This window comes from Wolbachia endosymbiont of Wiebesia pumilae, assembly GCF_017869285.1.
Lineage (GTDB): Bacteria > Pseudomonadota > Alphaproteobacteria > Rickettsiales > Anaplasmataceae > Wolbachia > Wolbachia pipientis.
Genome location: NZ_CP054557.1, coordinates 946,621 through 969,318, shown reverse-complemented (window position 1 = coordinate 969,318; position 22,698 = coordinate 946,621). Strand labels below are relative to the sequence as shown.

The 22,698-nt window shown below is 36.1% G+C and carries 24 protein-coding genes, 3 tRNA genes and 3 pseudogenes; 22 read left to right on the top strand and 8 right to left on the bottom strand.

Annotation, left to right across the window (positions count from 1 at the left end; genetic code table 11):
- Positions 1 to 75: 75 nt before the first annotated feature.
- The 7 genes from rpmI to HUB92_RS05105 all read left to right on the top strand — a co-directional run bounded on the left by rpmI (position 76) and on the right by HUB92_RS05105 (position 6,638).
- The gene (rpmI, locus tag HUB92_RS05135; protein WP_007548610.1) at positions 76 to 282 is read left to right on the top strand and encodes a 50S ribosomal protein L35; all 207 of its coding nucleotides are present in this window, start codon (positions 76 to 78) and stop codon (positions 280 to 282) included.
- Between the two features lie 20 nt (positions 283 to 302).
- The gene (gene rplT / locus HUB92_RS05130; RefSeq protein WP_006279340.1) at positions 303 to 668 is read left to right on the top strand and encodes a 50S ribosomal protein L20; all 366 of its coding nucleotides are present in this window, start codon (positions 303 to 305) and stop codon (positions 666 to 668) included.
- 12 nt (positions 669 to 680) lie between these two features.
- Entirely contained in the window at positions 681 to 1,580 is a 900-nt protein-coding gene (gene fmt, locus HUB92_RS05125; RefSeq protein ID WP_209472592.1) for a methionyl-tRNA formyltransferase, read from the top strand.
- Positions 1,581 to 1,660: 80 nt separating this feature from the next.
- Complete coding sequence (purH, locus tag HUB92_RS05120; RefSeq protein ID WP_209472590.1) at positions 1,661 to 3,172, top strand: bifunctional phosphoribosylaminoimidazolecarboxamide formyltransferase/IMP cyclohydrolase; 1,512 nt, start codon at positions 1,661 to 1,663, stop codon at positions 3,170 to 3,172.
- A gap of 850 nt (positions 3,173 to 4,022) precedes the next feature.
- A tRNA-Asn gene (locus HUB92_RS05115) sits at positions 4,023 to 4,094 on the top strand.
- Positions 4,095 to 4,127: 33 nt separating this feature from the next.
- Positions 4,128 to 5,648 (top strand): 2,3-bisphosphoglycerate-independent phosphoglycerate mutase, encoded by a 1,521-nt coding sequence (gene gpmI, locus HUB92_RS05110; protein WP_209472588.1) that lies wholly within the window; start codon positions 4,128 to 4,130, stop codon positions 5,646 to 5,648.
- A 163-nt stretch (positions 5,649 to 5,811) separates the two neighbouring features.
- A protein-coding gene (locus tag HUB92_RS05105) for an IS5 family transposase (protein ID WP_209472530.1) occupies positions 5,812 to 6,638 on the top strand; the annotation gives its coding sequence in 2 pieces (ribosomal slippage) (positions 5,812 to 6,199 and positions 6,199 to 6,638; 828 coding nt in all).
- Here HUB92_RS05105 and fabD read toward each other — a convergent pair.
- Positions 6,631 to 7,572 (bottom strand): ACP S-malonyltransferase, encoded by a 942-nt coding sequence (gene fabD / locus HUB92_RS05100; protein ID WP_209472586.1) that lies wholly within the window; start codon positions 7,570 to 7,572, stop codon positions 6,631 to 6,633. The genes HUB92_RS05105 and fabD overlap by 8 nt on opposite strands.
- A 128-nt stretch (positions 7,573 to 7,700) precedes the next feature.
- Between fabD and rpmE the strand changes: the two genes are divergently transcribed.
- The 4 genes from rpmE to HUB92_RS06835 all read left to right on the top strand — a co-directional run bounded on the left by rpmE (position 7,701) and on the right by HUB92_RS06835 (position 10,180).
- Complete coding sequence (gene rpmE / locus HUB92_RS05095; protein WP_007548602.1) at positions 7,701 to 7,904, top strand: 50S ribosomal protein L31; 204 nt, start codon at positions 7,701 to 7,703, stop codon at positions 7,902 to 7,904.
- A gap of 38 nt (positions 7,905 to 7,942) precedes the next feature.
- A complete protein-coding gene (locus tag HUB92_RS05090; RefSeq protein ID WP_209472584.1) occupies positions 7,943 to 8,737 on the top strand; it encodes an NAD kinase in 795 nt (264 codons plus the stop codon).
- A gap of 83 nt (positions 8,738 to 8,820) precedes the next feature.
- Positions 8,821 to 9,768 (top strand): hypothetical protein, encoded by a 948-nt coding sequence (locus tag HUB92_RS05085; protein ID WP_244663050.1) that lies wholly within the window; start codon positions 8,821 to 8,823, stop codon positions 9,766 to 9,768.
- Positions 9,769 to 9,886: 118 nt separating this feature from the next.
- Positions 9,887 to 10,180 (top strand): hypothetical protein, encoded by a 294-nt coding sequence (locus HUB92_RS06835; protein ID WP_244663049.1) that lies wholly within the window; start codon positions 9,887 to 9,889, stop codon positions 10,178 to 10,180.
- An 88-nt stretch (positions 10,181 to 10,268) separates the two neighbouring features.
- Here HUB92_RS06835 and HUB92_RS05080 read toward each other — a convergent pair whose 3' ends face one another.
- The gene (locus HUB92_RS05080) at positions 10,269 to 10,499 is read right to left on the bottom strand and encodes a hypothetical protein (protein ID WP_209472582.1); all 231 of its coding nucleotides are present in this window, start codon (positions 10,497 to 10,499) and stop codon (positions 10,269 to 10,271) included.
- Between HUB92_RS05080 and HUB92_RS05075 the strand changes: the two genes are divergently transcribed.
- A protein-coding gene (locus tag HUB92_RS05075) for an IS5 family transposase (RefSeq protein ID WP_410543339.1) occupies positions 10,474 to 11,240 on the top strand; the annotation gives its coding sequence in 2 pieces (ribosomal slippage) (positions 10,474 to 10,801 and positions 10,801 to 11,240; 768 coding nt in all). The genes HUB92_RS05080 and HUB92_RS05075 overlap by 26 nt on opposite strands.
- A 6-nt stretch (positions 11,241 to 11,246) precedes the next feature.
- Here HUB92_RS05075 and HUB92_RS07290 read toward each other — a convergent pair.
- The 5 genes and pseudogenes from HUB92_RS07290 to HUB92_RS05040 form a co-directional block, all read right to left on the bottom strand.
- Positions 11,247 to 12,325, bottom strand: a pseudogene (locus HUB92_RS07290) (IS3 family transposase).
- 75 nt (positions 12,326 to 12,400) lie between these two features.
- A pseudogene (locus HUB92_RS05055) lies at positions 12,401 to 13,042 on the bottom strand (IS630 family transposase); the annotation flags it as partial.
- 42 nt (positions 13,043 to 13,084) lie between these two features.
- Positions 13,085 to 13,441, bottom strand: a pseudogene (locus HUB92_RS05050) (transposase); the annotation flags it as partial.
- Positions 13,426 to 13,584 carry a hypothetical protein gene (locus HUB92_RS05045; RefSeq protein ID WP_209472578.1) on the bottom strand — a complete coding sequence of 53 codons (159 nt, stop codon included), beginning with the start codon at positions 13,582 to 13,584 and terminating at the stop codon, positions 13,426 to 13,428. The pseudogene HUB92_RS05050 and the gene HUB92_RS05045, both read right to left, overlap by 16 nt.
- A gap of 519 nt (positions 13,585 to 14,103) precedes the next feature.
- A tRNA-Gly gene (locus HUB92_RS05040) sits at positions 14,104 to 14,176 on the bottom strand.
- Positions 14,177 to 14,356: 180 nt separating this feature from the next.
- Between HUB92_RS05040 and HUB92_RS05035 the strand changes: the two genes are divergently transcribed.
- The 9 genes from HUB92_RS05035 to radA all read left to right on the top strand — a co-directional run bounded on the left by HUB92_RS05035 (position 14,357) and on the right by radA (position 21,223).
- On the top strand, positions 14,357 to 14,977 hold the full coding sequence (locus tag HUB92_RS05035) for a ribonuclease D (protein ID WP_010962900.1): 621 nt from the start codon (positions 14,357 to 14,359) through the stop codon (positions 14,975 to 14,977).
- Between the two features lie 116 nt (positions 14,978 to 15,093).
- Positions 15,094 to 15,417 (top strand): thioredoxin, encoded by a 324-nt coding sequence (trxA, locus tag HUB92_RS05030; protein ID WP_209472576.1) that lies wholly within the window; start codon positions 15,094 to 15,096, stop codon positions 15,415 to 15,417.
- A 42-nt stretch (positions 15,418 to 15,459) separates the two neighbouring features.
- Positions 15,460 to 15,536, top strand: a tRNA-Ile gene (locus HUB92_RS05025).
- 70 nt (positions 15,537 to 15,606) lie between these two features.
- Positions 15,607 to 16,263 carry a CADD family putative folate metabolism protein gene (locus HUB92_RS05020; RefSeq protein ID WP_022626367.1) on the top strand — a complete coding sequence of 219 codons (657 nt, stop codon included), beginning with the start codon at positions 15,607 to 15,609 and terminating at the stop codon, positions 16,261 to 16,263.
- 39 nt (positions 16,264 to 16,302) lie between these two features.
- The gene (locus HUB92_RS05015; protein WP_007548841.1) at positions 16,303 to 16,689 is read left to right on the top strand and encodes a dihydroneopterin aldolase; all 387 of its coding nucleotides are present in this window, start codon (positions 16,303 to 16,305) and stop codon (positions 16,687 to 16,689) included.
- Positions 16,686 to 17,966: a dihydropteroate synthase gene (folP, locus tag HUB92_RS05010; protein WP_209472574.1), complete on the top strand. Its 1,281-nt coding sequence runs from the start codon at positions 16,686 to 16,688 to the stop codon at positions 17,964 to 17,966. Before HUB92_RS05015 ends, folP begins: the two co-directional genes overlap by 4 nt.
- Positions 17,963 to 18,442 carry a dihydrofolate reductase gene (locus tag HUB92_RS05005; RefSeq protein WP_209472572.1) on the top strand — a complete coding sequence of 160 codons (480 nt, stop codon included), beginning with the start codon at positions 17,963 to 17,965 and terminating at the stop codon, positions 18,440 to 18,442. Before folP ends, HUB92_RS05005 begins: the two co-directional genes overlap by 4 nt.
- 1 nt (position 18,443) lies before the next feature.
- Positions 18,444 to 19,181 carry a putative folate metabolism gamma-glutamate ligase gene (locus HUB92_RS05000; protein WP_209472570.1) on the top strand — a complete coding sequence of 246 codons (738 nt, stop codon included), beginning with the start codon at positions 18,444 to 18,446 and terminating at the stop codon, positions 19,179 to 19,181.
- Between the two features lie 698 nt (positions 19,182 to 19,879).
- Positions 19,880 to 21,223, top strand: a complete 1,344-nt coding sequence (radA, locus tag HUB92_RS04995) for a DNA repair protein RadA (RefSeq protein ID WP_209472568.1) — start codon at positions 19,880 to 19,882, stop codon at positions 21,221 to 21,223.
- Here radA and ftsY read toward each other — a convergent pair.
- Positions 21,210 to 22,121 carry a signal recognition particle-docking protein FtsY gene (gene ftsY, locus HUB92_RS04990; protein WP_010962907.1) on the bottom strand — a complete coding sequence of 304 codons (912 nt, stop codon included), beginning with the start codon at positions 22,119 to 22,121 and terminating at the stop codon, positions 21,210 to 21,212. The two genes, radA and ftsY, sit on opposite strands and share 14 nt — an antisense overlap.
- Before the next feature lie 191 nt (positions 22,122 to 22,312).
- On the opposite strand from ftsY, the gene iscU reads away from it, so the two are divergent.
- Positions 22,313 to 22,696 (top strand): Fe-S cluster assembly scaffold IscU, encoded by a 384-nt coding sequence (gene iscU / locus HUB92_RS04985; protein WP_209472566.1) that lies wholly within the window; start codon positions 22,313 to 22,315, stop codon positions 22,694 to 22,696.
- Positions 22,697 to 22,698: the final 2 nt, after the last annotated feature.

Below are 22,698 nucleotides of genomic sequence, written 5' to 3'. Positions count from 1 at the left end.
TAATAAAATTATTTATACTAATGCTTAATTACTATTAAAGAACTCAATAGTAGTGCTTGTAAATTTATTTGGAATATGAAGAAAATAAAATTAAAAACCAAATCTTCTGTGAAAAAGCGCTTTCACCTTACAGCTAAGGGTAAAGTTATTTCTACTCAGTCAGGCAAAAGGCATGGCATGGTAAAGAGAAGTAAATCTAATATTCGTAATCAGCGCGGTACAACGATTCTTGGTAAATCTGACTCGCGTATAGTTAAGCTTCATATGCCTTACGGTATTTAACAAAATGGAGGTAAAATAAAATGGCTCGGGTAAAACGTGGAGTCACTACTCACGCTCGTCATAAAAAAATATTGAAACTGGCAAAGGGTTATAGAGGGCGCGCAAAAAGTTGTTATAGAATTGCATTACAAAGAGTTGAAAAAGCACTGCAATATGCTTATAGAGACAGAAGAACCCGTAAACGTGATTTCCGTAGCTTATGGATAATACGTATTAATGCAGCAGCAAGAGAGCATGGGCTTACTTATGGTAGGTTTATGCATGGTCTTACACTTGCCGGCATTGATTTAAATAGAAAAATTCTTGCTGAGATGGCAGTTAATTATAAGGATGATTTTGCCAAATTAGTAGAAACTGTAAGTGGTAAATTAGCGGAGAATTCTTAAAGCAAAAACACCATGAGAATTATTTTCATGGGATCACCAGGATTTGCTGTTAATTCTCTGAGCTTGTTACTGAAATCAAAGAGCGAAGTGGTGGCAGTATACACCAAGGCTCCAAAACCTTCAGGGCGTGGACAGAAGCCAACGAAATCTCCAGTACATGTTATCGCTGAAGAAAGTAACATAGAGGTATGTACTCCTATCTCTCTAAAGTTCTCGGCAGAGCAGGAAAAATTTAGAAATTTCAAACCAGACGTTGCAGTTGTAGCTGCGTATGGATTGATACTTCCAAGAGAAATTTTGAATATTCCAAAATATGGTTGTATTAATATTCATCCTTCATTACTACCAAGGTGGCGTGGTGCAGCCCCGATACAGCACACAATTTTAGCAGGAGATCAAGAAACCGGGGTTAGCATTATGCAATTGGATGAAGGATTAGATTCCGGCCCTATTTTAAAACAGGAAAAATTTCTTATCGAAAAGAACGATAACTATAAGACATTGCATGATAAATTGTCTGAATTAGGCAGTGATTTACTGCTTGAGGTGTTAAATGAAATTGAAAAACAGGTTCCTATAGAGCAGAATGATAATGATGCATGTTACGCTAACAAAGTGGAAGACTATAAAATTTATGCAAGTGATGCCTGTGAAGTTGCTTATAGAAAGGTTAAAGCGTTTTACCCAAAAGCATTCATCAAGATAGAGAATAAACGTATCAGGATACTTGATGCTGACTTTGAAGCTCTCGCTTCAGAACAAGGCAAGATCGTTAATGATAATATGCACATAAGTTTAAAAGGTGGCACTTTAATTCCTAAAGTTGTACAAATGGAAGGGAGAAATCCTTGCAGTATTGAAGATTTTATTCGTGGCTTGAAATCAAGCATGGTAAAAAAATTTATAGAATAGGCTGCTTTAAATTAGTGTAGAAATGTAATAGCTAAATTTCCTTTTCTTAGATATAATCTTAAAAAACTTTCCATATAAAAATGAAAATAAAAAGAGCTTTAATATCAGTATACGATAAAACGAATATAATTGATCTTGCATCGTTTTTAACGCAGCAACAAATAGAAATTCTTTCAACGGGCAATACTTATAAAGTGCTATCTAGTGCAGGAATAAAAACACAAGAGGTCTCAGATTACACACAATTTCCAGAGATACTGGGTGGTAGAGTAAAAACTTTACACCCTAAAATTCATGGAGGCATACTTTGCAATAGAGAAAAACACAAAACGGAAATACAAAATCTAGGTATTGAGCCAATAGACCTGCTTATAACTAACCTATACCCATTTTGGGAGACAGTAAGTAGCAGCTCAAATGAAGAGCAAATTATAGAACAAATTGATATCGGCGGGGTGGCGTTAATTAGAGCTGCAGCAAAAAACTTTCGTTTTACTTCAGTTATTTCTAGCATTCAAGACTATGAAGCACTAAAAGCTGAGATGATAAAAAATAACAATGAAACAACATTGGAATATAGAAAATATTTAGCAACCAAAGCATTTGCTCTCACTGCACACTACGATTCTAATATTCACAGTTGGTTTTTATCCCAGAGTAAAAATAATGAGTTGCCAGAGTTTTTCGCACTATATGGGCATAAAGTACAAGAACTCAGGTATGGTGAAAATCCCCATCAAAAAGCTGCATTTTATAGTAATCAATTTACAGAATATCCGTTGGAAAAACTACATGGAAAAGAGTTGAGTTATAATAATATAGTAGATATAGAGTCCGCACTTAACATAATTTCTGAGTTTAAAGAGCCTGCAGCAGTGATAATCAAGCACAATAACCCATGTGGCGCTGCTGTTAGTAATAATGCTTTGGAGGCATATGAAAAGGCTCTATCATGTGATGAAGTAAGCAGTTTTGGTGGCATAGTTGCCTTAAATCGGGAGATAGATTTAAAGCTAGCAGAAAAATTAAACGAGATATTTTTGGAAGTAGTGATAGCACCATCGGTAAACAATGAGGCACTAAAAATTTTACAAAGAAAGAAAAATTTAAGAGTGATTATTCATAAATCTTTCCAACAAAATGTGAAATACCAAATTAAAAATGTTGTTGGTGGGTTTTTGGTGCAAGAAAATAATGACCACACAATAAAAGCAGAACAAGTAACAAAGTGCACTACAACAGAAAAAGAAAAGGAAGATCTTATTTTTGCCTGGAAAATATGTAAACATGTGAAATCCAACGCAATAGTTATAGCAAAAGATGGTTGTGCTATTGGCATCGGCGCAGGGCAAACAAGCAGAATAGATAGTGTGAACATTGCAGTGAAAAAAGCAGGTGAAAAATGTAAAGGTGCAGTGCTTGCTTCAGATGCATTTTTTCCATTCCCAGATAGCATAGTAGAAAGTGCAAAACATGGAATTACAGCTATAATTCAGCCCGGCGGCTCGCTAAAAGATCAAGATGTGATAAAAGCTGCAAATGAAAATAAAATTGCTATGTTTTTCACTGGCGTTCGCAGTTTTTTCCATTAGGCTTTGTGTCTTATCGTCATACCGCCACAAACCGTCATACCGCGATTCATTCGCGGTATCTCTCAAAATAGATCCCGCTAGCGGGATGACAAATATACCGCCGCGGCGCTAACAAGAGATCCCGCTAACACGTAGCAGGATGACGGTTGTCAGCCAAGTAGCCCCCTATGATGTCATCCCAGCGCCCCTATGATGTCATCCCAGTGCCCCCTGTAATGTCATCCGAGTAGCTGACACTGGGATGACACCCTCCTAGTAGAAACGCTTTTGTAATTGCAACATTCGTGCAATCTTTAGCCATAAACATTAAGAAATTTACCAAACGAAAAAAAAGGCAAAAGAAGCCCTGGGGTTATTATCTGCTTTAAAATATTGGCGTTTTTTATGTTTTAAACGCTTGACAAGCAAGATTTAGCTGCTTTTAATTGCAACTAACCTATGCTGCAAATGTTTAAGAAATTTACTAAGCAGAAAAAAAGACAAAGAATCCCCGAGTTAGCTAGTCCTTTACTATCTCTGTCGAGTATTGGCATTTTTTGATGTCTTGTAACGCTTTATAAGCGCGTTCAGCTTATTTAGATAAAAATCTAGATGTAGATGAAGTTTTGTAAAGACATACAGTATCTATATACTGCAAAAAATTGAACATAAGACGCCGATACATTAAGTAATCCTTACCTTTTAATCTGCAGATTGGCGAAAGCAAATACAATAGCTTCAGTTTCATGATAAGAGGGCTGGCGGAGTTTGTCAAGTAAGTTTTTTTGTTTCTATGGGTCAGTTGGACTTAAAGTCTACACAAAAAACGTTTACAACCAACGTTCAACATGGTAAATTAAAAAAGGTTTATTCCTCGGTAGCTCAGTGGTAGAGCAGTTGGCTGTTAACCAATTGGTCGCTGGTTCGAATCCGGCCCGGGGAGCTTTTCTCTGTGAAATTCTAGTGTTGATTTTATATGAACATTAAATCAGTGGTTTTATGTATACTAGATGGCTGGGGAAATGGAGTAGAAAGCAGTAAATACAATGCTATTAGCAACGCAAATCCACCCTGTTGGCAATATATTAGCTCTAATTATCCAAAATGCAGTTTATCCGCCTGTGGAACTGATGTGGGGTTACCTGGTGGTCAAATAGGTAACTCAGAAGTTGGCCATATGAATATTGGCAGTGGTAGAGTGGTAATACAAAGCCTTCAGCGCATTAATCAAGAGATTGGAACAATAGAAAACAATGTAAATCTACAAAGTTTTATTAATGATCTAAAAAGTAAGAACGGAGTATGCCATATAATGGGATTGGTGTCCGATGGTGGTGTTCATTCGCATCAAAAGCATATTTCAACTTTAGCAAATAAAATATCACAGCATGGAATAAAAGTGGTGATACATGCATTTTTAGATGGCAGAGACACATTGCCAAATTCAGGAAAAAAATGCATTCAAGAATTTACAAAGAGTATAAAGGGAAATGACACAAGAATTGCTACTGTTTCTGGGCGTTACTATGCTATGGACCGTGACAACAGGTGGAAGAGAACAATCGAAGCTTATGAGGCTATCGCATTTGCAAAGGCACCTTGTTATGATAATGCAGTATCGTTGATTGAGAATAACTATCAAAATAACATAACTGATGAGTTTATCAGGCCCGCAGTAATAGGTGATTATCAAGGTATAAAACCAGAAGATGGAGTGCTGTTGGCTAACTTTCGTGCTGATCGAATGATACAATTAGCAAGTATTTTGCTTGGCAAAACAGATTACGCTAAGGTAGCAAAATTCTCTTCAATTTTAAGTATGATGAAGTATAAAGAAGATCTCAAAATTCCTTATATTTTTCCTCCTACTTCTTTCGCTGATACTCTAGGACAAACAATAGAAGACAATAAATTACGACAATTACGTATCGCCGAAACCGAGAAATACGCTCATGTGACTTTCTTTTTCAATTGTGGAAAAGAAGAACCTTTCTCTGGTGAAGAAAGAATACTCATTCCCTCACCAAAAGTTCAAACTTACGATTTGCAGCCCGAAATGTCAGCCTTCGAGCTCACAGAAAAGCTTGTAGAAAAAATTCACTCCCAAGAATTCGCACTGATAGTTGTAAATTACGCTAATCCTGATATGGTAGGGCATACAGGTAATATAAAAGCAGCCGAGAAAGCTGTGCTAGCTGTAGATGATTGTCTTGCGAAAGTGCTGAATGCTGTTAAAAAGTCAAGCAACACCGCATTAATTGTTACTGCAGACCATGGTAACGTGGAATGTATGTTCGATGAAGAAAATAATACACCTCATACAGCACACACTCTAAATAAAGTGCCATTTATTGTGTCTTGCGATAATCTAAAACTAAGAGACGGAAGGTTATCTGACATTGCCCCTACTATTTTACAGCTACTTGGAATTAAAAAACCAAACGAAATGACAGGCAGTTCGTTGATTTCTTGCATTACCCTCTGTCATTCCAGCTAGGCAGCGTTATGCACCGGAATGACATCAAATAGATGTGTTTTAACTTAATCCAACTTTTAAATTTTTCGCTGTTAGTACTAATGATTCATTAAAGAAGCTGTCAATAGACTTCTTTCGAAACTAGGATAAAGTAGTAAAAATAGTAATTTTGAGGTAAGGAGAAATGAAGTATGAAATAGTGAAAGAGCTCGATAAAGGGGAGTTTCGTCGACTAACAGGAGTAAAGAGATCAACATTTAACAAAATGGTAGGGATTTTATGTGAAGAGAATAAAAAAAAGAAAGCCAAAGGAGGAAGGAAAAATAAGCTAAACGAGGAGAATATGCTGCTCATGGTATTAGAATACTTACGAGAATACCGTACATATTTTCACATAAGTCAAAGTTATGGAGTAAGTGAAAGTACGGCATATAAAACTGTAAAATGGGTAGAGGATACTCTAATACAACACCCAGATTTCGCATTGCCAGGACGAAAAGAACTCCTAAAAAGCGACGTGGAATATAAGATTCTGGTGATTGATGCAACGGAAACACCTGTAGAGAGACCAAAAAAAAGCAGAAAAGATTTTATTCAGGAAAGAAGAAAAAACATACGCTAAAAACCCAAATAATTGCAGAAAAGAAGAGCAAGAAAATTATTTGTACGTCATTTTCAAACGGGAGAAAGCATGACTTTCGGCTTTTCAAGGAGTCAAAAGTGCATGTATCAGAAGGTATAAAAGTTTTAGCCGATGCTGGCTATAGAGGTTTTCAGAAAATTCACAAAAATGTCGAGTTGCCACACAGAAGGATGAAAAAGAGTCCCTTAATTAAGGAAAAAAAGGTAGAAAATCGGGAGCTAGCAAGCAAAAGAGTAGTAGTTGAGAATGTAATTGGTCTGTTAAAAAGATTCAAAATTATTGCAGACAGATACCGCAATCGGAGAAAACGTTTTGGCTTAAGATTCAATTTTATAGCAGGAATTCACAATTTTGAGCTGTCTATATGAGTTTCGAAAGAGGTCTAATATCACCAATACTATCTATATTTTTTGTACTGATAGATTGGTCAATTCTTTTGACCAAATTAGATAAAACTTTATTAGGGCCAATTTCAACAAATTTGTTAATGCCACGGCTTGACATATACAAAACCATTTCTCTCCATTTCACTCTGCTTACAACTTGCTTGGCGAGTAAAGTTTTTATAACTTTGGGATCACTCTCCTCTTTAGCTGTAACATTTGATATCAAAGGAACTATAGGACGGGTTATTTTAATACCCTTCAAAAACTCCAAAACTTTTTCATCAGCAGGTTTCATAAGAGATGAATGAAAAGGCCCACTAACCTGTAATTTAATTAGTTTCCTCACACTCGAGTTTTTGAATAAATCGGGTAACATTTCAAGAGCTTCTCTAGTGCCACTTATAACCACTTGTCCGCCACCGTTATCGTTTGCAATTTCACAAATTCCGTCAATTTGAACTGATTTCAATATATCTTCCACTTCATTTATCTCTGCTCCAAGCAACGCAACCATTCCGCCTTTACATTTCAGTGAAGCTTCATGCATTGCTTCGCTGCGAACTTTCAGCAGCTCGATTGCAGACTCAAGCGTTAACGCTCCTGCAGCACACAGCGCTGTATATTCGCCAACTGAATGCCCACAAACATATTTAACATTGTGATCAGTGAAAAGAGATTTGCCAAACACATGCTCCATAACACGTAGCATTGCAATTGATACTGCCATTATAGCTGGCTGAGCGTTTTCTGTAATGGTTAATTCTTCAATAGGACCGTTGAAGATTAAATGAGACAGCTTTCCATCCAATATGCTATCTACTTCATTAAATACTTGTCTTGCAACAGAAAACTCACTATATAAGCTCTTTCCCATTCCTACAAACTGAGAGCCCTGACCGGGGAAAGCAAAAATCATGATAGTTATTATTTATTCCTTATTAAATATACTACTTTATTTATTTTTTGTCAATATTTTAGAATAATGATTGACTTAGTGAATTAAGTTCACTAGAATATTAGCTGACTAAAAGTTTATAAACAACAATGAATTATCATAAAATTATTATAGTTATGACAGACGGTCAAGAGTTTGAAACTCGTTCCACTTATGGAAAGGAGGGAGATAGGGTAAAACTTGATAGAGATCCTCTTACTCACCCTGCATGGACTGGAAGTTTGACAAGCGGGTTAGCAAGTAAAACTAGCAAATTAGCTAAGTTTAACGATAAATATGGAAGCATTTTCTAATTCTCCTCCTCTTTAAGTTTTAGAGAGTTTACTGAAGCATGCATAAATACAAAAATATAGGCTATGTTGCTTCTCCATCACCAAAATCGCAGGAAGTATCTAAACTATTAAAGAAACTTAATTTTATCAATATAACAGAAGAAAATAAGTCCGAAATCGATCTATTGATAGTTGTTGGCGGTGATGGCTTTATGCTACGCACTTTGCACAATTACGTCATAGAAAATAAAAACATGCATGTGTATGGGATAAACACTGGCAATGTTGGGTTTTTGATGAATAAATGCTTTAGCTGCAGTGAAGATTTAATTGATCATATAGAGCATGCAACTTCAACTCAGTTAACTTTGCTAAAAATGGAAGCAACAGACACAAGTGGCAAGAGATATCATTACATAGCAGTAAACGAAGTATACGTTTTTAGAAAAGAGAACCAAATAGTAGAGATGAATATTACTATTAATGATAAGCTAAAAGTAGAAAAATTTAGAGGGGACGGAGTAATATTATCTACCCCCACAGGCAGCACTGCATACAACTTCTCTGCCGGTGGCCCAATCTTGCCGCTAAATTCAAATTTACTTGCACTCACTTCTATCAATAGCTATTACCCAAGGCATTGGAATGGAGCGTTAATATCAAACGATACAATCGTACAAATTGACATTAACAACACAAAAAACCTTCCAGCACTTGTAGTATCAGATTACAAGGAGTTTCATAATATATCACAGATAAAAATACAAAAAGACCATGAAAACACAATAACTTTGCTCTTTGACAAAGATTACCCTCTGAATGAAAGGATCTTTGATAGACAATTTCTATACTAATAATTATCCGTAAACTGGTATTTACTACATCTTAATAACTATAGCGTAATCAATGCAGCATAGTAATTAATTTTGGAGCAGATATGCATGGATTAGAAAACGGAGATAATGTCACACCAACTTCTTATACAAAAAAGGATGAAGATGGCAAGAAAGTACTGCCGACACCAGCACCTAGAAGCACAGTGCCACGAACAAACGATAAAAATGAAATTTCACACTCTACAAGTCCGTTTGATGGCGAGTCTGATGATAAAGAAACAGCAAACTTAAATATGGAAGGATCAGTTGGTGATGGATCAGAAGAACCTATTTATGCAACTATAGACCCAGATACAAAATCTTCGAAAAAGAGTTTAGACAGTGGAATAGATGGTCAAAATTCAATTCTAAGCAGATCCCCTTCTCAAGAGACAGTATTTGATGATCCTGATGATCTTGATAAAACATTAACACGGTTAAGCAGAGAATCAAGTAACAAACTTAGCAATGTACCTTCAACTTCTCCACCATCATATAAGACAGATGACTCTGAAGAGTCTTTGTCACTAAATTCTGATGTAGGTGGCACAACAAATAAAAAAACAAACAGATTCTTGCCAAGAGCAAAGTATTCCATGCAGCAGAAGGGCTTTATAATTTTTACTGCAAGTGCTATTATACTCAGTATATCTGCAGCTTTATTATATTTACAAGATAAAGCAAAATTTATTGCATTTTTTACAAACAGCCCAAAATATATCACTATACCAGTTATCGCACTTGCTGCATTGCTTGCAATTGGTCCAATATTTTTTGCAACAAGGCAATTTATAGATACTGAAGAACATTCCATTCAAAAAAAAGATGCGGATAAAATTTTAGCTGAGGTGTTGGAGCACCAGCCAAAAGATAAAGCTATAAAATCTGTAAGACTGGAATATAGCAATGGCACTCATTCAAATTTTGTACTTAATGCTTGGGAAGCTAAACAAGGCTTCACTAACATTGACGAAAAAGTAATTACTAGAACTAATAAAATCAGTAATTAACGACAGACCAATATTTACTGCATTATTTACTGGTGTAGTTGCTGCAAATATAGCGTTTCCTCTAGGGCTACTTGCAACACATGGTGTTAATGGTGTACAAAAATTTTACCAAAACCCTTTGACTAATAACATAGGATTATCATTACTTATAGGTTCTGGTATACTTGCATTATCAATTATATGTCTTGGCGTGCATTATTATAGAAAAACAAATTGCACTAACCTTATATATTCTGAAGAAGAGATTGATCCTAAAGATGTTAATGGGAAATTCATTGAGGAAATAAAACGAGAAAGAACAAATGTTCTTGGGGAAAATCACAGTAAAGACGCTAAACGCAGCAGCTTAACGCTTGAGCAAGTTGTGGTTCAATCTCATAATTGTAAGGATATTGTTTATAGTGTCGGTTAATAAAATGCATGATATAGCTAGTGCAGCCCTACGTCATACCGCTGCAGACCGTCATACCGCGATTCATTCGCGGTATCTCTAGATCCCGCTAACACGTAGCGGGATGACGATTGTCAGGGTAGCACCTCCCTCCCCTGTCATCCAAGTAGCTGACTGACCTTACCCAGAAAAAGTGGAGAGAAAGTTTGGAATGTTTTTCACAAAGAGAATGATGAATCAAAATGCTCAGAGCCTGTCTTGAAAAGAAATGAGAAAGAGAATATGATGAGATAAGTAAAAAATAGTAGGTAAAAATGTATCCAAGTGATATAAGTGACAAAGAATGGGAAATTTTGGAGCCAAGTGTTGCACAAGGTGCAGTAGGACGGCCAAGAAAGCACAATATTAGAACAATTATTAATGCAATAAGATACATAATGAAAGGTGGTTGCCAGTGGAGAATGCTGCCAAAAGATTTTCCGCCATGGAAAACGGTGTATGATTATTTTCTCAGGTGGCGTAATAGTGGCAAATTGGAAGAAATACACGATATGTTAGTAAAAAAGGTAAGAAAAATGGTTGGCAAAAATGAAATACCTTCGGTAGGAATAATTGACAGTCAATCAGTGAAAACCACTCAAAAAGGGGATCCAGAGGATATGATGCTGGCAAGAAAATAAAGGGTAGAAAACGTCACATCATTGTGGATACAATAGGCCTAATTATTACAGCTGATGTTCATAGTGCAGGCATTCAAGATCGTGATGGTGCTCTAAATCTTTTTACTCAAGCTAAACGAAAAGCTTCAACGCTACAAAGGTTTCTCGCTGATCAGGGATATATTGGTAAATTGCAAAATTACTGTTTATTGAAAACAGGATGTTTATTGACGATTACTAAAAAAGCAGCTGATGCTGTAGGATTTCAAGTTATTCCTAAACGGTGGATTGTTGAAAGAACTTTTGCTTGGCTTTCCAATTTTAGACGTATGAGCAAGGATTATGAGCATTCTCCTCTTACTTCAAAAACTAATATCTCCTTTAATATGATTACTATTATGCTTGCTAAATTAGCTGCTTAGTTCCTTTCAAGACAGGTTCTCAGGAATGCAATAGTTAATAGTGACGTTGTTTGTTATAAAAAATTTCTATGTATTCAAATATTGCAGTTCTAGTTTGTTGAGCAGAGTGTTGTGAAGTATCAATAAGTATTTCTCTTTTCAATGAGCTAAAGAAGCTTTCCACAACAGAATTGTCGTAACAACAACCTTTATGACTCATCTATGTTTTTTATGGATAAGAGATATTGATAACCTTGCGAAGTATATTGTGAACCTTGATCACTATGTAATAGTAGATTTTTGGCAGGTTTACGCTTGTTAACGGCCATTAATAAAGAGTCCATAACCAATTGTTTATTTATTGAACTGCTCATTAACTACCATGCGTGAATATAGATCGATTATTGTTGCCAAATATAGCCATCCTTCTTTGGTTTTTATATAAGTAATCCCATACTTTATTTGGTTGATCGACAATAAAGTTTTGGTCTAATATATTGGGAGCTACTGTCCGTTTGTTGTTTCTTAATTTTAAATTTTCTTCTCAATATAGCCTGAATACCATTTTTCTGCATAATACTTTGCACTGTTTTTAAGTTGCAACTTTTACCCAAAGCCTTTAATTCAGCATGAATTTTAGGAGCTCCATATCTACATTTAGAAGCTTGATATATTTTTTGAATATCTGCTAATAACTCTTTATTTGCTGATTCTCTACTGCTTATTTTCCTTGTAGTCCACTTATAGTAGCCACTAGCAGAAAACCCTACATAATTCCTGCACTTTATAGTGTTTACTATGCTCTTTTATGAAAAAATATTTTACTCTTTTTGACTGGCCAGGGCTTTTTTTAAAATGTCTCTTTCTCTTGTTACTTTTGCTAACTCTTTCTGTAAATCAAATCTCTCTTTGTCATAAGGTGCTACATCTGGAAATGCATTTGCCGCTGACTTTTTTTCGTTATATTTCTTCATCCATTTTCCTAATACACTATCCCTTATTCCTAGATCTCTTGCTACTTTTGCAACTGGTTGACCTACCTTTCTTTGTTCATTTGCCAGCTTAACAACTTCCAATTTGAATTCTGCCGTATATTCTCTTGCCATTTCTAATCCTCCAAAATTTTATTTTACCCGAAAAAACTCCTTTCTTTCTCTCCACTTTTTCTGGGTAAGGTCAATCTGTCCAGGTTCCAAGATCGGTGTCAAAAATTGCTCAAACCATCCATTAAAAACATCCATATTACAGTGGCCTTCAAAGGTTAACGGAACAACTATCTTTCTTCCACTTAAGGCTGCAACCATACTGATTCGTTGAGTTTTCTTTCCAGATTTTAAGGCATAAAACCGCTGTCCTTTCTGGCAATATCCGTAGTTCGGTGTTATCAATGCCAGACTCATCTATATACACTAAGTTTTTAGGTTCTTTTGTCGCTATAATTTTCAAAAATTCAGCACGTTTTTCTTCGTTCCTTTCCTTGTATCCATATGTCTTTTTTTGCGCGTAAATCCAATTTTTTTAAGGGCTCGATAGATCGTTTGGATACTAACGTTGTTCCAAAGTTTAGCCATTTCCGATAGAGTCTTTCCTCCGTGTTCTCTGGCAAATTTGGCAAAGGTATTCCAGTCGGTAATTTTGTGATTGTAACCCCCATTTCCAAGTTTTTTTGATTGAAAGTCTCCTGTTTCTTTTCTTCTTTGCTGCCACTCCCATAAAGTAGTTCGTCCAATCTTAAATCTTGCTGCCACTGTTTCTCTGCTTTCTCCTTCGTCTAGCGCTTCCATTGCTTTTTTTCTTAAATCATAACTATATGCTGCTGGCATTCAACCTCCTTATCATCATCTACCCTTATCCTATCACATCCGGACTTTTATGGAAAGAGCTATATTTTTATCAATTCTGCAATCATTTATCTTAATATTAAGTTTCTTAAACCTTCTTGATGCTTGTGAATAGCTGATAACTGCCAAATCTCTTCCTATTTGTTGCAAATACCCTTTTATAAACCCGACTGTTTGTCTTAAACCAATTCTAAAGAAACTGACGATTATATGCACCAAAATCACAACTTTATCACTATAAATATAGTTGCCGCCCTGCATTTTTGGACAATTCTCGTACCAATTTTCTATGGCGTCATTGATATAACAAAAAATGCTTCCTCTTTCTTGGAGAAATTTGTTATATTCATGGCAGTTACTGACTCTCATTTTTTGTGGCATATTTTTTCTTCAACAGTTAAATGGCTATTTATAATGAATTTTGTCAGTAACTGCCAGTTCTTTTCACTTGAGCGATGCAACAAAGCCATCCCAGTGTCACGCACTGGGATGACATCATCCTTTTTTTGGGATTCCAGCGTCACGCGCTGGAATGACACCTCTCTTGGGCTCTCTTAGCTATAAATATTAAGGAATTTACCAAACGAAAAAAAAGGCAAAAGAAGCCCCGTGGTTGGCTAATTACTTACATTATACTTTCAAGTATGGCGTTTTTTTATTCTAAACGCTTAATAACCGCGATTTAGTTGCTTTTAAGCCGCAACTAATCTAAATTATAAACATTAAGAAATTTACTAAACAGAAAAAAAGGCAAAAGAAACCCTAGGGTAGCTAGTTATTCACTATCCATTTTTTAAATCGGCGTTTTTTGATGTTTTAAATGCTTTATAAGCGCATTTCTGCTTATATTAGGTAAAAACCTAGAATTTTATAAAGACATAAGGTGCACATAGTGCAAAAAATTAAACATGGGACGCCAGATACGTGAGTTTTTTTGTCATTTAATCTGTACAGAGAAGATAAATAAATAGCTTCAGTTTCATGATAAGGGGGCTGGCGGAGTTTGTCAAGGGATTTTTGACGAAATGATTTTGAAAGCAAAGAGCGGGAGAAGGGGTTCGAACCCTCGACCTCAACCTTGGCAAGGTTGCGCTCTACCAACTGAGCTACTCCCGCAATTAAATTAACCTAAATTTACTTAATTATAGGCATATACAGCGATTTGTAAACCCCGTGTACACGAAAAATGTGAGAGCCCATAAATTTGCGTGGTTCCTTCTATGATCTTTTCGTATACTTAAGACTCATTTTTGATTATCATAGGTTTTCAATTGTGCCAAAAAATGTATTAATTTTATGGGAATATTTTTATATAAAGACGACTTGCCAGCTAGTTCAATACCAGATGATATAAGGTCTATAGCTGTTGATACCGAGGCAATGGGGCTACTTCATAGCAGAGATAGATTATGCCTTGTGCAGCTCTCTTTTAATGATGGCAACGCTCACTTAGTTCAACTCAAGAACGATTATACAGCGCCAAATTTAAGAAAAATATTAGAGGATAAAAATATAACTAAAATATTTCACTTCGCGCGATTTGATGTGAGCATAATACGTTATTACTTGGAAACTTGGGCACTTCCGTGCTATTGCACAAAGATAGCTTCACGTTTAGTTCGCACTTACACAGATAATCATAGCTTAAAAGAGTTGTGCTTAGAGCTGCTTGATACCAAACTAAATAAGCAGCAGCAATCTTCTGATTGGGGAAATGAAAATTTAACAGACAAACAAAAAAGTTATGCTGCATCTGATGTTTTGTATCTCCACAGGATAAAGGAAAAGCTAGACTTAATGCTGGAACGTGAAAATAGAAAAGAATTGGCCCAAAAGTGCTTTGAATTTCTTCCTACTCGTATTGAGTTAGACTTAATGGGTTGGGAAAACGTGGATATCTTTAACCACCAGATGTAATAGAAGTTTTTTGTTTGTGCAAAACACTTTAGGGCAATTTTTCAAGCTCTGCGGTAAGAATTTAGTTGATTAACTGCTAATAGATACGCTATATTTTACAAAAATTTAGGTATTTTATGAGTGATGATATTACATCGGTAAATGATCAAAATTTCAAATCTGAAGTCACTGACTATAAAGGGTTTGTTCTGATAGACTTTTGGGCAGAATGGTGTGGGCCATGTAAAAGTCTAATGCCACGTATCGAACAATTGGCTAAAGACAGAAAAGGCAAGATTAAGATCTGCAAATTCGACATAGATGAAGGGACTGAAGTGCCAAGTAAGTATGGGGTTCAATCTATACCTACTTTGATTATATTTCAAGATGGTAAGGAAATTGCACGCAAAATTGGTGCAACAAATGATCTGCTAAGTTGGGTTGATAGTGAAATAAGCTAATAGACAAATTTGCTTTTGTGTGTATTATAAATATTGATAAAAGGGATTGTAGCTCAGTCGGTTAGAGCAGTTCGCTCATAACGAATTGGCCGTAGGTTCGAGTCCTACCAATCCCACCATTGTTAGCATGATCGTAACAATGAGAAAACTATAGTATATGAACTATATATTAATGTAATGGGGGAAATGATGGAATTTACTAAGTCTCTAAATAACAAGTTAGATGAATTGCACTTACTAAATCATCCATTTTACCAGTCATGGAATACAGGAAGCTTAAGCTTGCAAGCTTTACAAACCTATGCTAAAGAATATTATCACCACGTTGCTGCGTTTCCTCGTTACATCAGTGGTATACATTTTCTGTGCCCAGATCTAAAAATGCGACAGGTTTTACTTGGTAATTTAATAGAAGAGGAACAAGGTGATGAAAATCATCCAGAGTTATGGAAACGTTTTGCTGAAGGGCTTGGCGTTGCGCGATCTGATCTTCGTGAAAGTGCACAGATTAAGGAGACACAAGAATTAATTGATGGTTACTTTGACATTGTAAGATCAGGTTTTGCAGCAGGTCTTGGAGCCTTGTACGCTTACGAACGTCAAACTCCAGAGGTTTCCAAGTCTAAAATTGAAGGTTTAAAAAAACACTATTCAATAAGTGATGAGCGTTCTCTTCAATTTTTTACGGTCCATATGCATGCTGATGAATGGCATTCTGAGGAATGTGCAAATCTTATTGAAGATCTAGATGAAAAAGAGCAAGATAAAGTTATGCAGGGTGCTCAAAAGGGAGCAAGGCTCTTGTGGGGTTTTCTTGATGGAATGATGAATGCTAGCGTGTGTTAGTAGTTGTAAGTAGCTTAAACTCAGTGATGTTGGAATGCAATGTCTGCATGTAATCTTCTTATATCTGACTTACGGCTTTGGGTTCATTTAGGCTATAGTGCAGAAGAGAAGTATCATTCTCAATTAGTTAGTGTTAATATTGATTTTACCTTTAAATCCCCCCCTTTAGGACTTACAACTGACCGGCTTGAGGATACTATATGCTACTTGGAGGTAGTTCAGAGTATTCAATCTCTCGTTCAAAGCAAGCAATTCAACTTAATCGAGCATTTAACTCATGATATATACAGGACCATTAATAACCTTGTGATGCAAAAAAAGCTTATTATTTCTTCTATAGGCGTAACTATTCACAAAGTTGCACCACCTGTCCCCAGTGTGCATGGAGGTGTTTTCTTTACTTATCGTAATGCGTTGCAAGAATGATTTACATTTCTATTGGCTCAAATATGGGGAATCGCTTTTCCCATTTACAAAAGGCTGCTCAGTTACTGCAGGAACGCTATTTTAAAAATTTAAAATCTTCAATTATTCTGGAAACTAAGGCTATTTTACCAAATGATGCTCCACCTCAGTGGAATAAGCCATTTCTAAATATGGTTGTGTATGGAAGTTGTTCTTCTTCTCCTGAAGAGCTGTTAAAGGGCCTTAAACAAATTGAGTGTGACATTGGCCGCCCGCAGGTCTATGAAAAATGGGCACCTCGCGTTATTGATTTGGATATTTTGTTATGGGATGACCTGACACTTGATACACCCTACCTTAAGATTCCTCACCCAGAATTGATAAACAGACCATTTTTGCTTCACTTGATGGCAATGCTGAGTCCCATGGCAGTAGTTAACAAAACGTTTGGTACTATTAACCCTAACATTAAGGATTGCTTTTTAAGGAGTTTTACGCTTTCACCAGAGCTTGTAGGTATTGTTAATATTACTCCTGATTCATTTTCAGATGGTGGTCTTTATTATGATGCAGATCAAGCAACCAAGCAGGCACTGCGGCTGTTATCAGATGGTGCAAGCATAGTTGAACTTGGTGCTCAATCAACAAGACCTGGCTCCTCAATACAAACTCCAAAAGCAGAATATGCACGCTTAAAACCAGTGCTTGATGACCTTAATCAATATATGAAAGTTGGTGACATTAAAGTCAGCATTGATAGCTTCTGGTCAGACGTTATTTTAAATGTTTTGGAACACTACAACATTGCCTGGGTAAACGATCAGAAGGGAGATCTAGATGATAATACCTTAAAAGCGATTGCTAGCAGTGGATGTAGTATCGTTATTATGCATTCACTCTCCATACCACCACATAGTGACAACATTATCCCAAGTGACATTGATCCAATTGATACCATAAATAATTGGGCAGAAAAGAGCATTAACAGGTTACTTGCCCTAGGTTTTGATCAAAGCTCGATCATTATTGATCCTGGTATTGGTTTTGGCAAATCTATGTACCAGAATATCCAGATTTTACGCAGTATAGAAACGTTACAAAATTTTGGCTGCAAAGTTCTGGTTGGTCATTCTAGAAAGTCATTTATTTCTTCTTTTTCTACAGAACCTGTCTTTAACCGAGATTTAGAAACAATTGCTTTATCATCTGCATTGCACAACAAGGTTGATTTCCTTCGAGTGCATAATGTGCGTGATCACATGCGATTCTTTGTAGCTCAAGCTGCTTTACAGGGATGATAGTTATCGGAATTATGGCTGTTGATCCCAAGGGGGTAATTGGAATAAATAATGGATTGCCCTGGCATTATCCAAGTGAGTTAGATCATTTTCGTCAGGTGACTGACAAACAAGTTATTGTTATGGGAAGAAAAACATTTGAAACTATGTCTCAAAACATATTAAAGGATCGTATCCCTGTTGTTTTTTCTCGTAACAAATTAAATTCTTGTTTTAACAGAGGAGTAAAATGCACTATTATTTCTTCTATGCAAGAGTTTTTGTCAATCCAAAGTAATTCTAAAGTCTTCATGATTGGTGGAGCACAAATAGCGCATCTTTTTTTGGAGTATGATCTAATCTCAGAATTTATCATAACAGAAATTCACAAACCCTATAAAGGTGATGTATATTTCAACTTAACACTTCTTGATGGATGGCATAAAACTATTCTCACCAAAACGAAAGATTATACTATATGTAGGCTAATACGTTAATATGCATGTTAAAGCAATTTATACCCACCGCATTGAATGTGGGGAAGTATTAGAGCAGGTTCTTGATCGCTATGTTTCAGAGTTGCTAGGAGAGGAAGTTGTTCTTGCTATCACATCAAAAATCATTTCTATTTGTCAAAAACAAGTGGTTTGCAAAACTGCTTGTTCTAAAGAAGAGCTAATCAAAAGAGAAGCTGATGCAATTGTTGATGTAGACCATAATTCTTACGGCATCTATTTAACAATCAAAGACAATATCTTAATTCCATCTGCTGGTATTGATGAATCAAATGGTAATGAAATGTATATTTTATACCCAAAGGATGTTCAGAAAACAGCTCTATCAATATGGAACTATCTCAAGACAAAACACTGCATAAAACATCTTGGTATTTTGATTACAGATAGTAACATAACACCTATGCGCCTTGGGGTTACGGGCGTTGCTCTTGGTTGGTGTGGATTTGAACCATTTTATTCCTATATAGGCAAGCCAGATCTTTATGATCAACCACTGCAAGTAACACAAGTCCATCTTCTTGATGCGTTGGCAACGTCTGCTGTTTTAGTTATGGGAGAATGGGCGGAGCAAACACCAATGGCAATAATTAGTGGTGCACCAAAGATTCACTTTCTTACTCGTCCGCCAACTACAGAAGAAGAAAAAAGTGTGAAGATATCTACGGAAGAGGACCTTTACTCTCCTCTCCTCATGCGAGCCCGCTGGTTAAAGAGTTAAAGAGGAACTTAAAAATTTGCTATTAGACTTCTTACATAACCATATAACATTGGGAATAGAAACAAAAAACTTACTTGACACCCTTCGCCAGCGCCCTTATCATGATAGTGAAGCTATTGTATTTGCTTTCGCCAATCTGCAGATTAAAAGGTAAGGATTACTTAATGTATCGGCGTCTTATGTTTAATTTTTTGCAGTACATAGATACTGTATGTCTTTACAAAACTTCATCTACATCTAGATTTTTATCTAAATAAGCTGAACGCGCTTATAAAGCGTTACAAGACATCAAAAAATGCCAATACTCGACAGAGATAGTAAAAGACTAGCTAACTCGGGGATTCTTTGTCTTTTTTTCTGCTTAGTAAACTTCTTAAACATTTGCAGCGTAAGTTAGTTGCAATTAAAAGCAGCTTAATCTTGCTTGTCAAGCGTTTAAAACATAAAAAACGCCAATATTTTAAAGCGGATAATAACCCCAGGGCTTCTTTTGCCTTTTTTTTCATTTGGTAAATTTCTTAACGTTTGTAGCTAAACGACAACCGTCATCCCGCTACGTGTTAGCGGGATCTATGCTTTGAGATACCGCGAATGAATCGCGGTATGACATAGGGAACCCTTTCTTGGGTTAGCCATAGATTTACTTCGCATATTCAGCTAATTTTTATTACAATTACAACAAAATAATTTTGGCTTTGATGAAAACTGTATATGTATGTCAATCCTGTGGTCACAGCACTGGTAGGTGGGTAGGGAAGTGTATTGCATGTGACAATTGGGATACAATTGTTGAGGAAATAGCAGTAAAAACGGGCAAAAGAAGTATATCTGCGCCAATTTTAATAAAGACGTTATCAGGTAGCGAAATTATCACTCCAAGTCGTTTTCTAACAGGAATAGAAGAATTAGATAGAGTTTTTGGTGGGGGTATCGTTCAAGGTGCTAGCATTTTAATTGGAGGCGAACCTGGAATTGGGAAATCCACCCCTTTGCTTAGAATTGCAGCTAATGTTGTGCAACTTTCCTCTTTTGAATGTCTTTATGTATCCGGCGAGGAATCTTTAGAGCAAGTGAGTCTCAGAGCAAAGCGTCTTAAGATAAATGAACCTAAAATTAAGCTTTTATCTACAGTGTCTTTAACTGATGTAGTAGCAACAATAAAGGAAAACAAAAGTATTAAATTCTTAGTAATTGACTCTATACAAACAATGTATGATAGCAGAATTACATCAGCACCAGGAACTGTAACTCAGGTCCGCACTTGCGCACATGAATTAACCATTCTTGCGAAACAATATGGTATTTCTCTCTTAATAGTTGGTCATATAACTAAGGATGGACAAATAGCTGGACCTAAAACTTTGGAGCATATGGTGGATACGGTATTATATTTTGAAGGTGAAAATAGCAATCAATATCGCATTTTGCGTACTATTAAAAATAGATTTGGCCCTGCAAATGAAATTGGTGTTTTTGAGATGTCTGAAGCAGGACTTGTGCCTGTTGATAACCCATCATCATTGTTTCTGATGGCCCATGACAGAGAAGTAGTTGGCAGCGCCGTATTTGCAGGAATTGAAGGTTCAAGACCAATTTTAATGGAAGTTCAAGCATTAATAGCAGGAACTAATATGGCAACCCCAAGAAGGGCAGTAGTTGGGTGGGATATTAATAGATTGGCTATGATCATCGCGGTGCTAAATGCTCGTTGCAAAATGTTTTTGCATGATAAAGAGGTATACCTAAACATTGCAGGGGGACTCAAAATACAGGAACCATCGGCTGATCTTGCTGTTGCTGCTTCCCTTATTTCAAGTATAGTAAATTTACCGCTGCCAACTTCTTCAATAATCTGCGGTGAAGTTGCACTTTCAGGAGAAATTAGGAACATCTCGCATGCTGATCTCAGACTAAAAGAAGCACAAAAGTTAGGATTCAAAAAAGCAATTATGCCTAAAAATGGTAACTATTCTTCTCATGATATTGAAATAATCAAGCTTGGTCACGTAAGGGAATTAAGAGAAGTCTTTAATTACAATTAAATAACGCTTCAGCAAATTCTTTGCTAGTAAACTCCCTTAAGTCCTCTATATTTTCGCCAATTCCTATAGCATGTAACTTTATCTTATAAGCTTCTGCAAGTCCAATTACCACTCCGCCCTTAGCAGTGCCATCTAACTTTGTTACGATTAGCCCGGTAACATTAACCATTTTGCTAAATGCTTCTAATTGGCTATAAGCATTTTGGCCGGTAGTTGCGTCAAGAACTAAAATAACGTCATGAGGGGCAGTGTCATCCAATTTCTTTATCGTTCTATATATTTTTGATAACTCCTCCATAAGGTTCACATTATTTTGCAGCCTTCCTGCTGTGTCAATTAGAACAACATCAACGTTATCTTTTATAGCTTGACTTACAGCTCTATATGCCACACTTGCAGAGTCGCTACCGTACTCTCCAGTAACAATCAAGCAATCAGAACGTTCTGCCCAAATGTTTAATTGTTCACTAGCAGCAGCTCTAAATGTGTCGCATGCAACAAGCATAACGGATTTTCCCATTTCCTTATATTTATATGCGAGCTTACCTATAGTCGTAGTTTTACCGTTACCATTTACTCCGCATACCATTATTATATGTGGTTTTTTGTTTAAAATTAGCGGTTGCACAGCAGGGTTCAATATCGATTCTATTTCGCTCATTAGCTGCTGTGTGATGGTATTATACTCAACTTCCTTGTCAAATTTGATGCTTGTGAGCCTATCGATAATCAACTTGGAAGTTTTATGACCAATATCCATGCTAATTAGCAATTCTTCTAATTCATCTAAAAGCGACTGATCTAATTTTTTTTTGCCAGAAAAAATACTTTTCACCCCGTCGCTAAAGCGAGAAGAAGTTTTTAACAGGCCCTGATAAAGGTTACTAAACAAACTCAAGGGATACTCCTTTTTAAATTATAAACTTAATTACAATATAAAGAATGACATGCACTACGTGAATTTGTAAAGTAAAATGCACTCAAAAACTACAATTTTACCTTACAAAAATTACACTTTTTGAGTGTATTTTACTTTAGTTTTTAACCTAAATATGTTATAATGTAGAATAGCGGTTCACAGGTAATTTTATGAGTTATAATGAGAAAATTTTAGATCATTACGAAAATCCAAGGAATGTTGGCTCTCTGGATAAAAATGATCCAAATGTTGGTACTGGCCTAGTTGGTGCACCATCGTGCGGTGATGTAATGAAATTGCAGATAAAGGTCAATGACAAAGGTGTTATTGAAGATGCAAAATTTAAAACTTTTGGTTGCGGTTCTGCCATTGCTTCAAGTTCCTTGTTAACAGAGATGATAAAGGGAAGAAGCATCAGTGACGTTACACAGATAAAGAATACTCAAATAGTGGAAGAGTTGTCTTTACCTCCAGTGAAGATACACTGTTCGGTACTTGCTGAAGATGCTATAAAGGCTGCTATTCATGACTATCAAAGTAAACAAAAGAATTAAGA

What these genes read in the sequence shown, in the direction of transcription:
- fabD (WP_209472586.1), bottom strand. Translation starts at nt 7,572, where the DNA reads ATGATTTTTGCTTTCCCCGGTCAGGGCTCTCAGTTTGTAGGAATGGGA.
- rplT (WP_006279340.1), top strand. Translation starts at nt 303, where the DNA reads ATGGCTCGGGTAAAACGTGGAGTCACTACTCACGCTCGTCATAAAAAA.
- gpmI (WP_209472588.1), top strand. Translation starts at nt 4,128, where the DNA reads ATGAACATTAAATCAGTGGTTTTATGTATACTAGATGGCTGGGGAAAT.
- trxA (WP_209472576.1), top strand. Translation starts at nt 15,094, where the DNA reads ATGAGTGATGATATTACATCGGTAAATGATCAAAATTTCAAATCTGAA.
- purH (WP_209472590.1), top strand. Translation starts at nt 1,661, where the DNA reads ATGAAAATAAAAAGAGCTTTAATATCAGTATACGATAAAACGAATATA.
- radA (WP_209472568.1), top strand. Translation starts at nt 19,880, where the DNA reads ATGAAAACTGTATATGTATGTCAATCCTGTGGTCACAGCACTGGTAGG.
- HUB92_RS05035 (WP_010962900.1), top strand. Translation starts at nt 14,357, where the DNA reads ATGGGAATATTTTTATATAAAGACGACTTGCCAGCTAGTTCAATACCA.
- folP (WP_209472574.1), top strand. Translation starts at nt 16,686, where the DNA reads ATGATTTACATTTCTATTGGCTCAAATATGGGGAATCGCTTTTCCCAT.
- rpmI (WP_007548610.1), top strand. Translation starts at nt 76, where the DNA reads ATGAAGAAAATAAAATTAAAAACCAAATCTTCTGTGAAAAAGCGCTTT.
- HUB92_RS05085 (WP_244663050.1), top strand. Translation starts at nt 8,821, where the DNA reads ATGCATGGATTAGAAAACGGAGATAATGTCACACCAACTTCTTATACA.
- HUB92_RS05005 (WP_209472572.1), top strand. Translation starts at nt 17,963, where the DNA reads ATGATAGTTATCGGAATTATGGCTGTTGATCCCAAGGGGGTAATTGGA.
- HUB92_RS05015 (WP_007548841.1), top strand. Translation starts at nt 16,303, where the DNA reads ATGTCTGCATGTAATCTTCTTATATCTGACTTACGGCTTTGGGTTCAT.
- rpmE (WP_007548602.1), top strand. Translation starts at nt 7,701, where the DNA reads ATGAATTATCATAAAATTATTATAGTTATGACAGACGGTCAAGAGTTT.
- fmt (WP_209472592.1), top strand. Translation starts at nt 681, where the DNA reads ATGAGAATTATTTTCATGGGATCACCAGGATTTGCTGTTAATTCTCTG.
- iscU (WP_209472566.1), top strand. Translation starts at nt 22,313, where the DNA reads ATGAGTTATAATGAGAAAATTTTAGATCATTACGAAAATCCAAGGAAT.
- HUB92_RS05090 (WP_209472584.1), top strand. Translation starts at nt 7,943, where the DNA reads ATGCATAAATACAAAAATATAGGCTATGTTGCTTCTCCATCACCAAAA.
- HUB92_RS05020 (WP_022626367.1), top strand. Translation starts at nt 15,607, where the DNA reads ATGGAATTTACTAAGTCTCTAAATAACAAGTTAGATGAATTGCACTTA.
- HUB92_RS05000 (WP_209472570.1), top strand. Translation starts at nt 18,444, where the DNA reads ATGCATGTTAAAGCAATTTATACCCACCGCATTGAATGTGGGGAAGTA.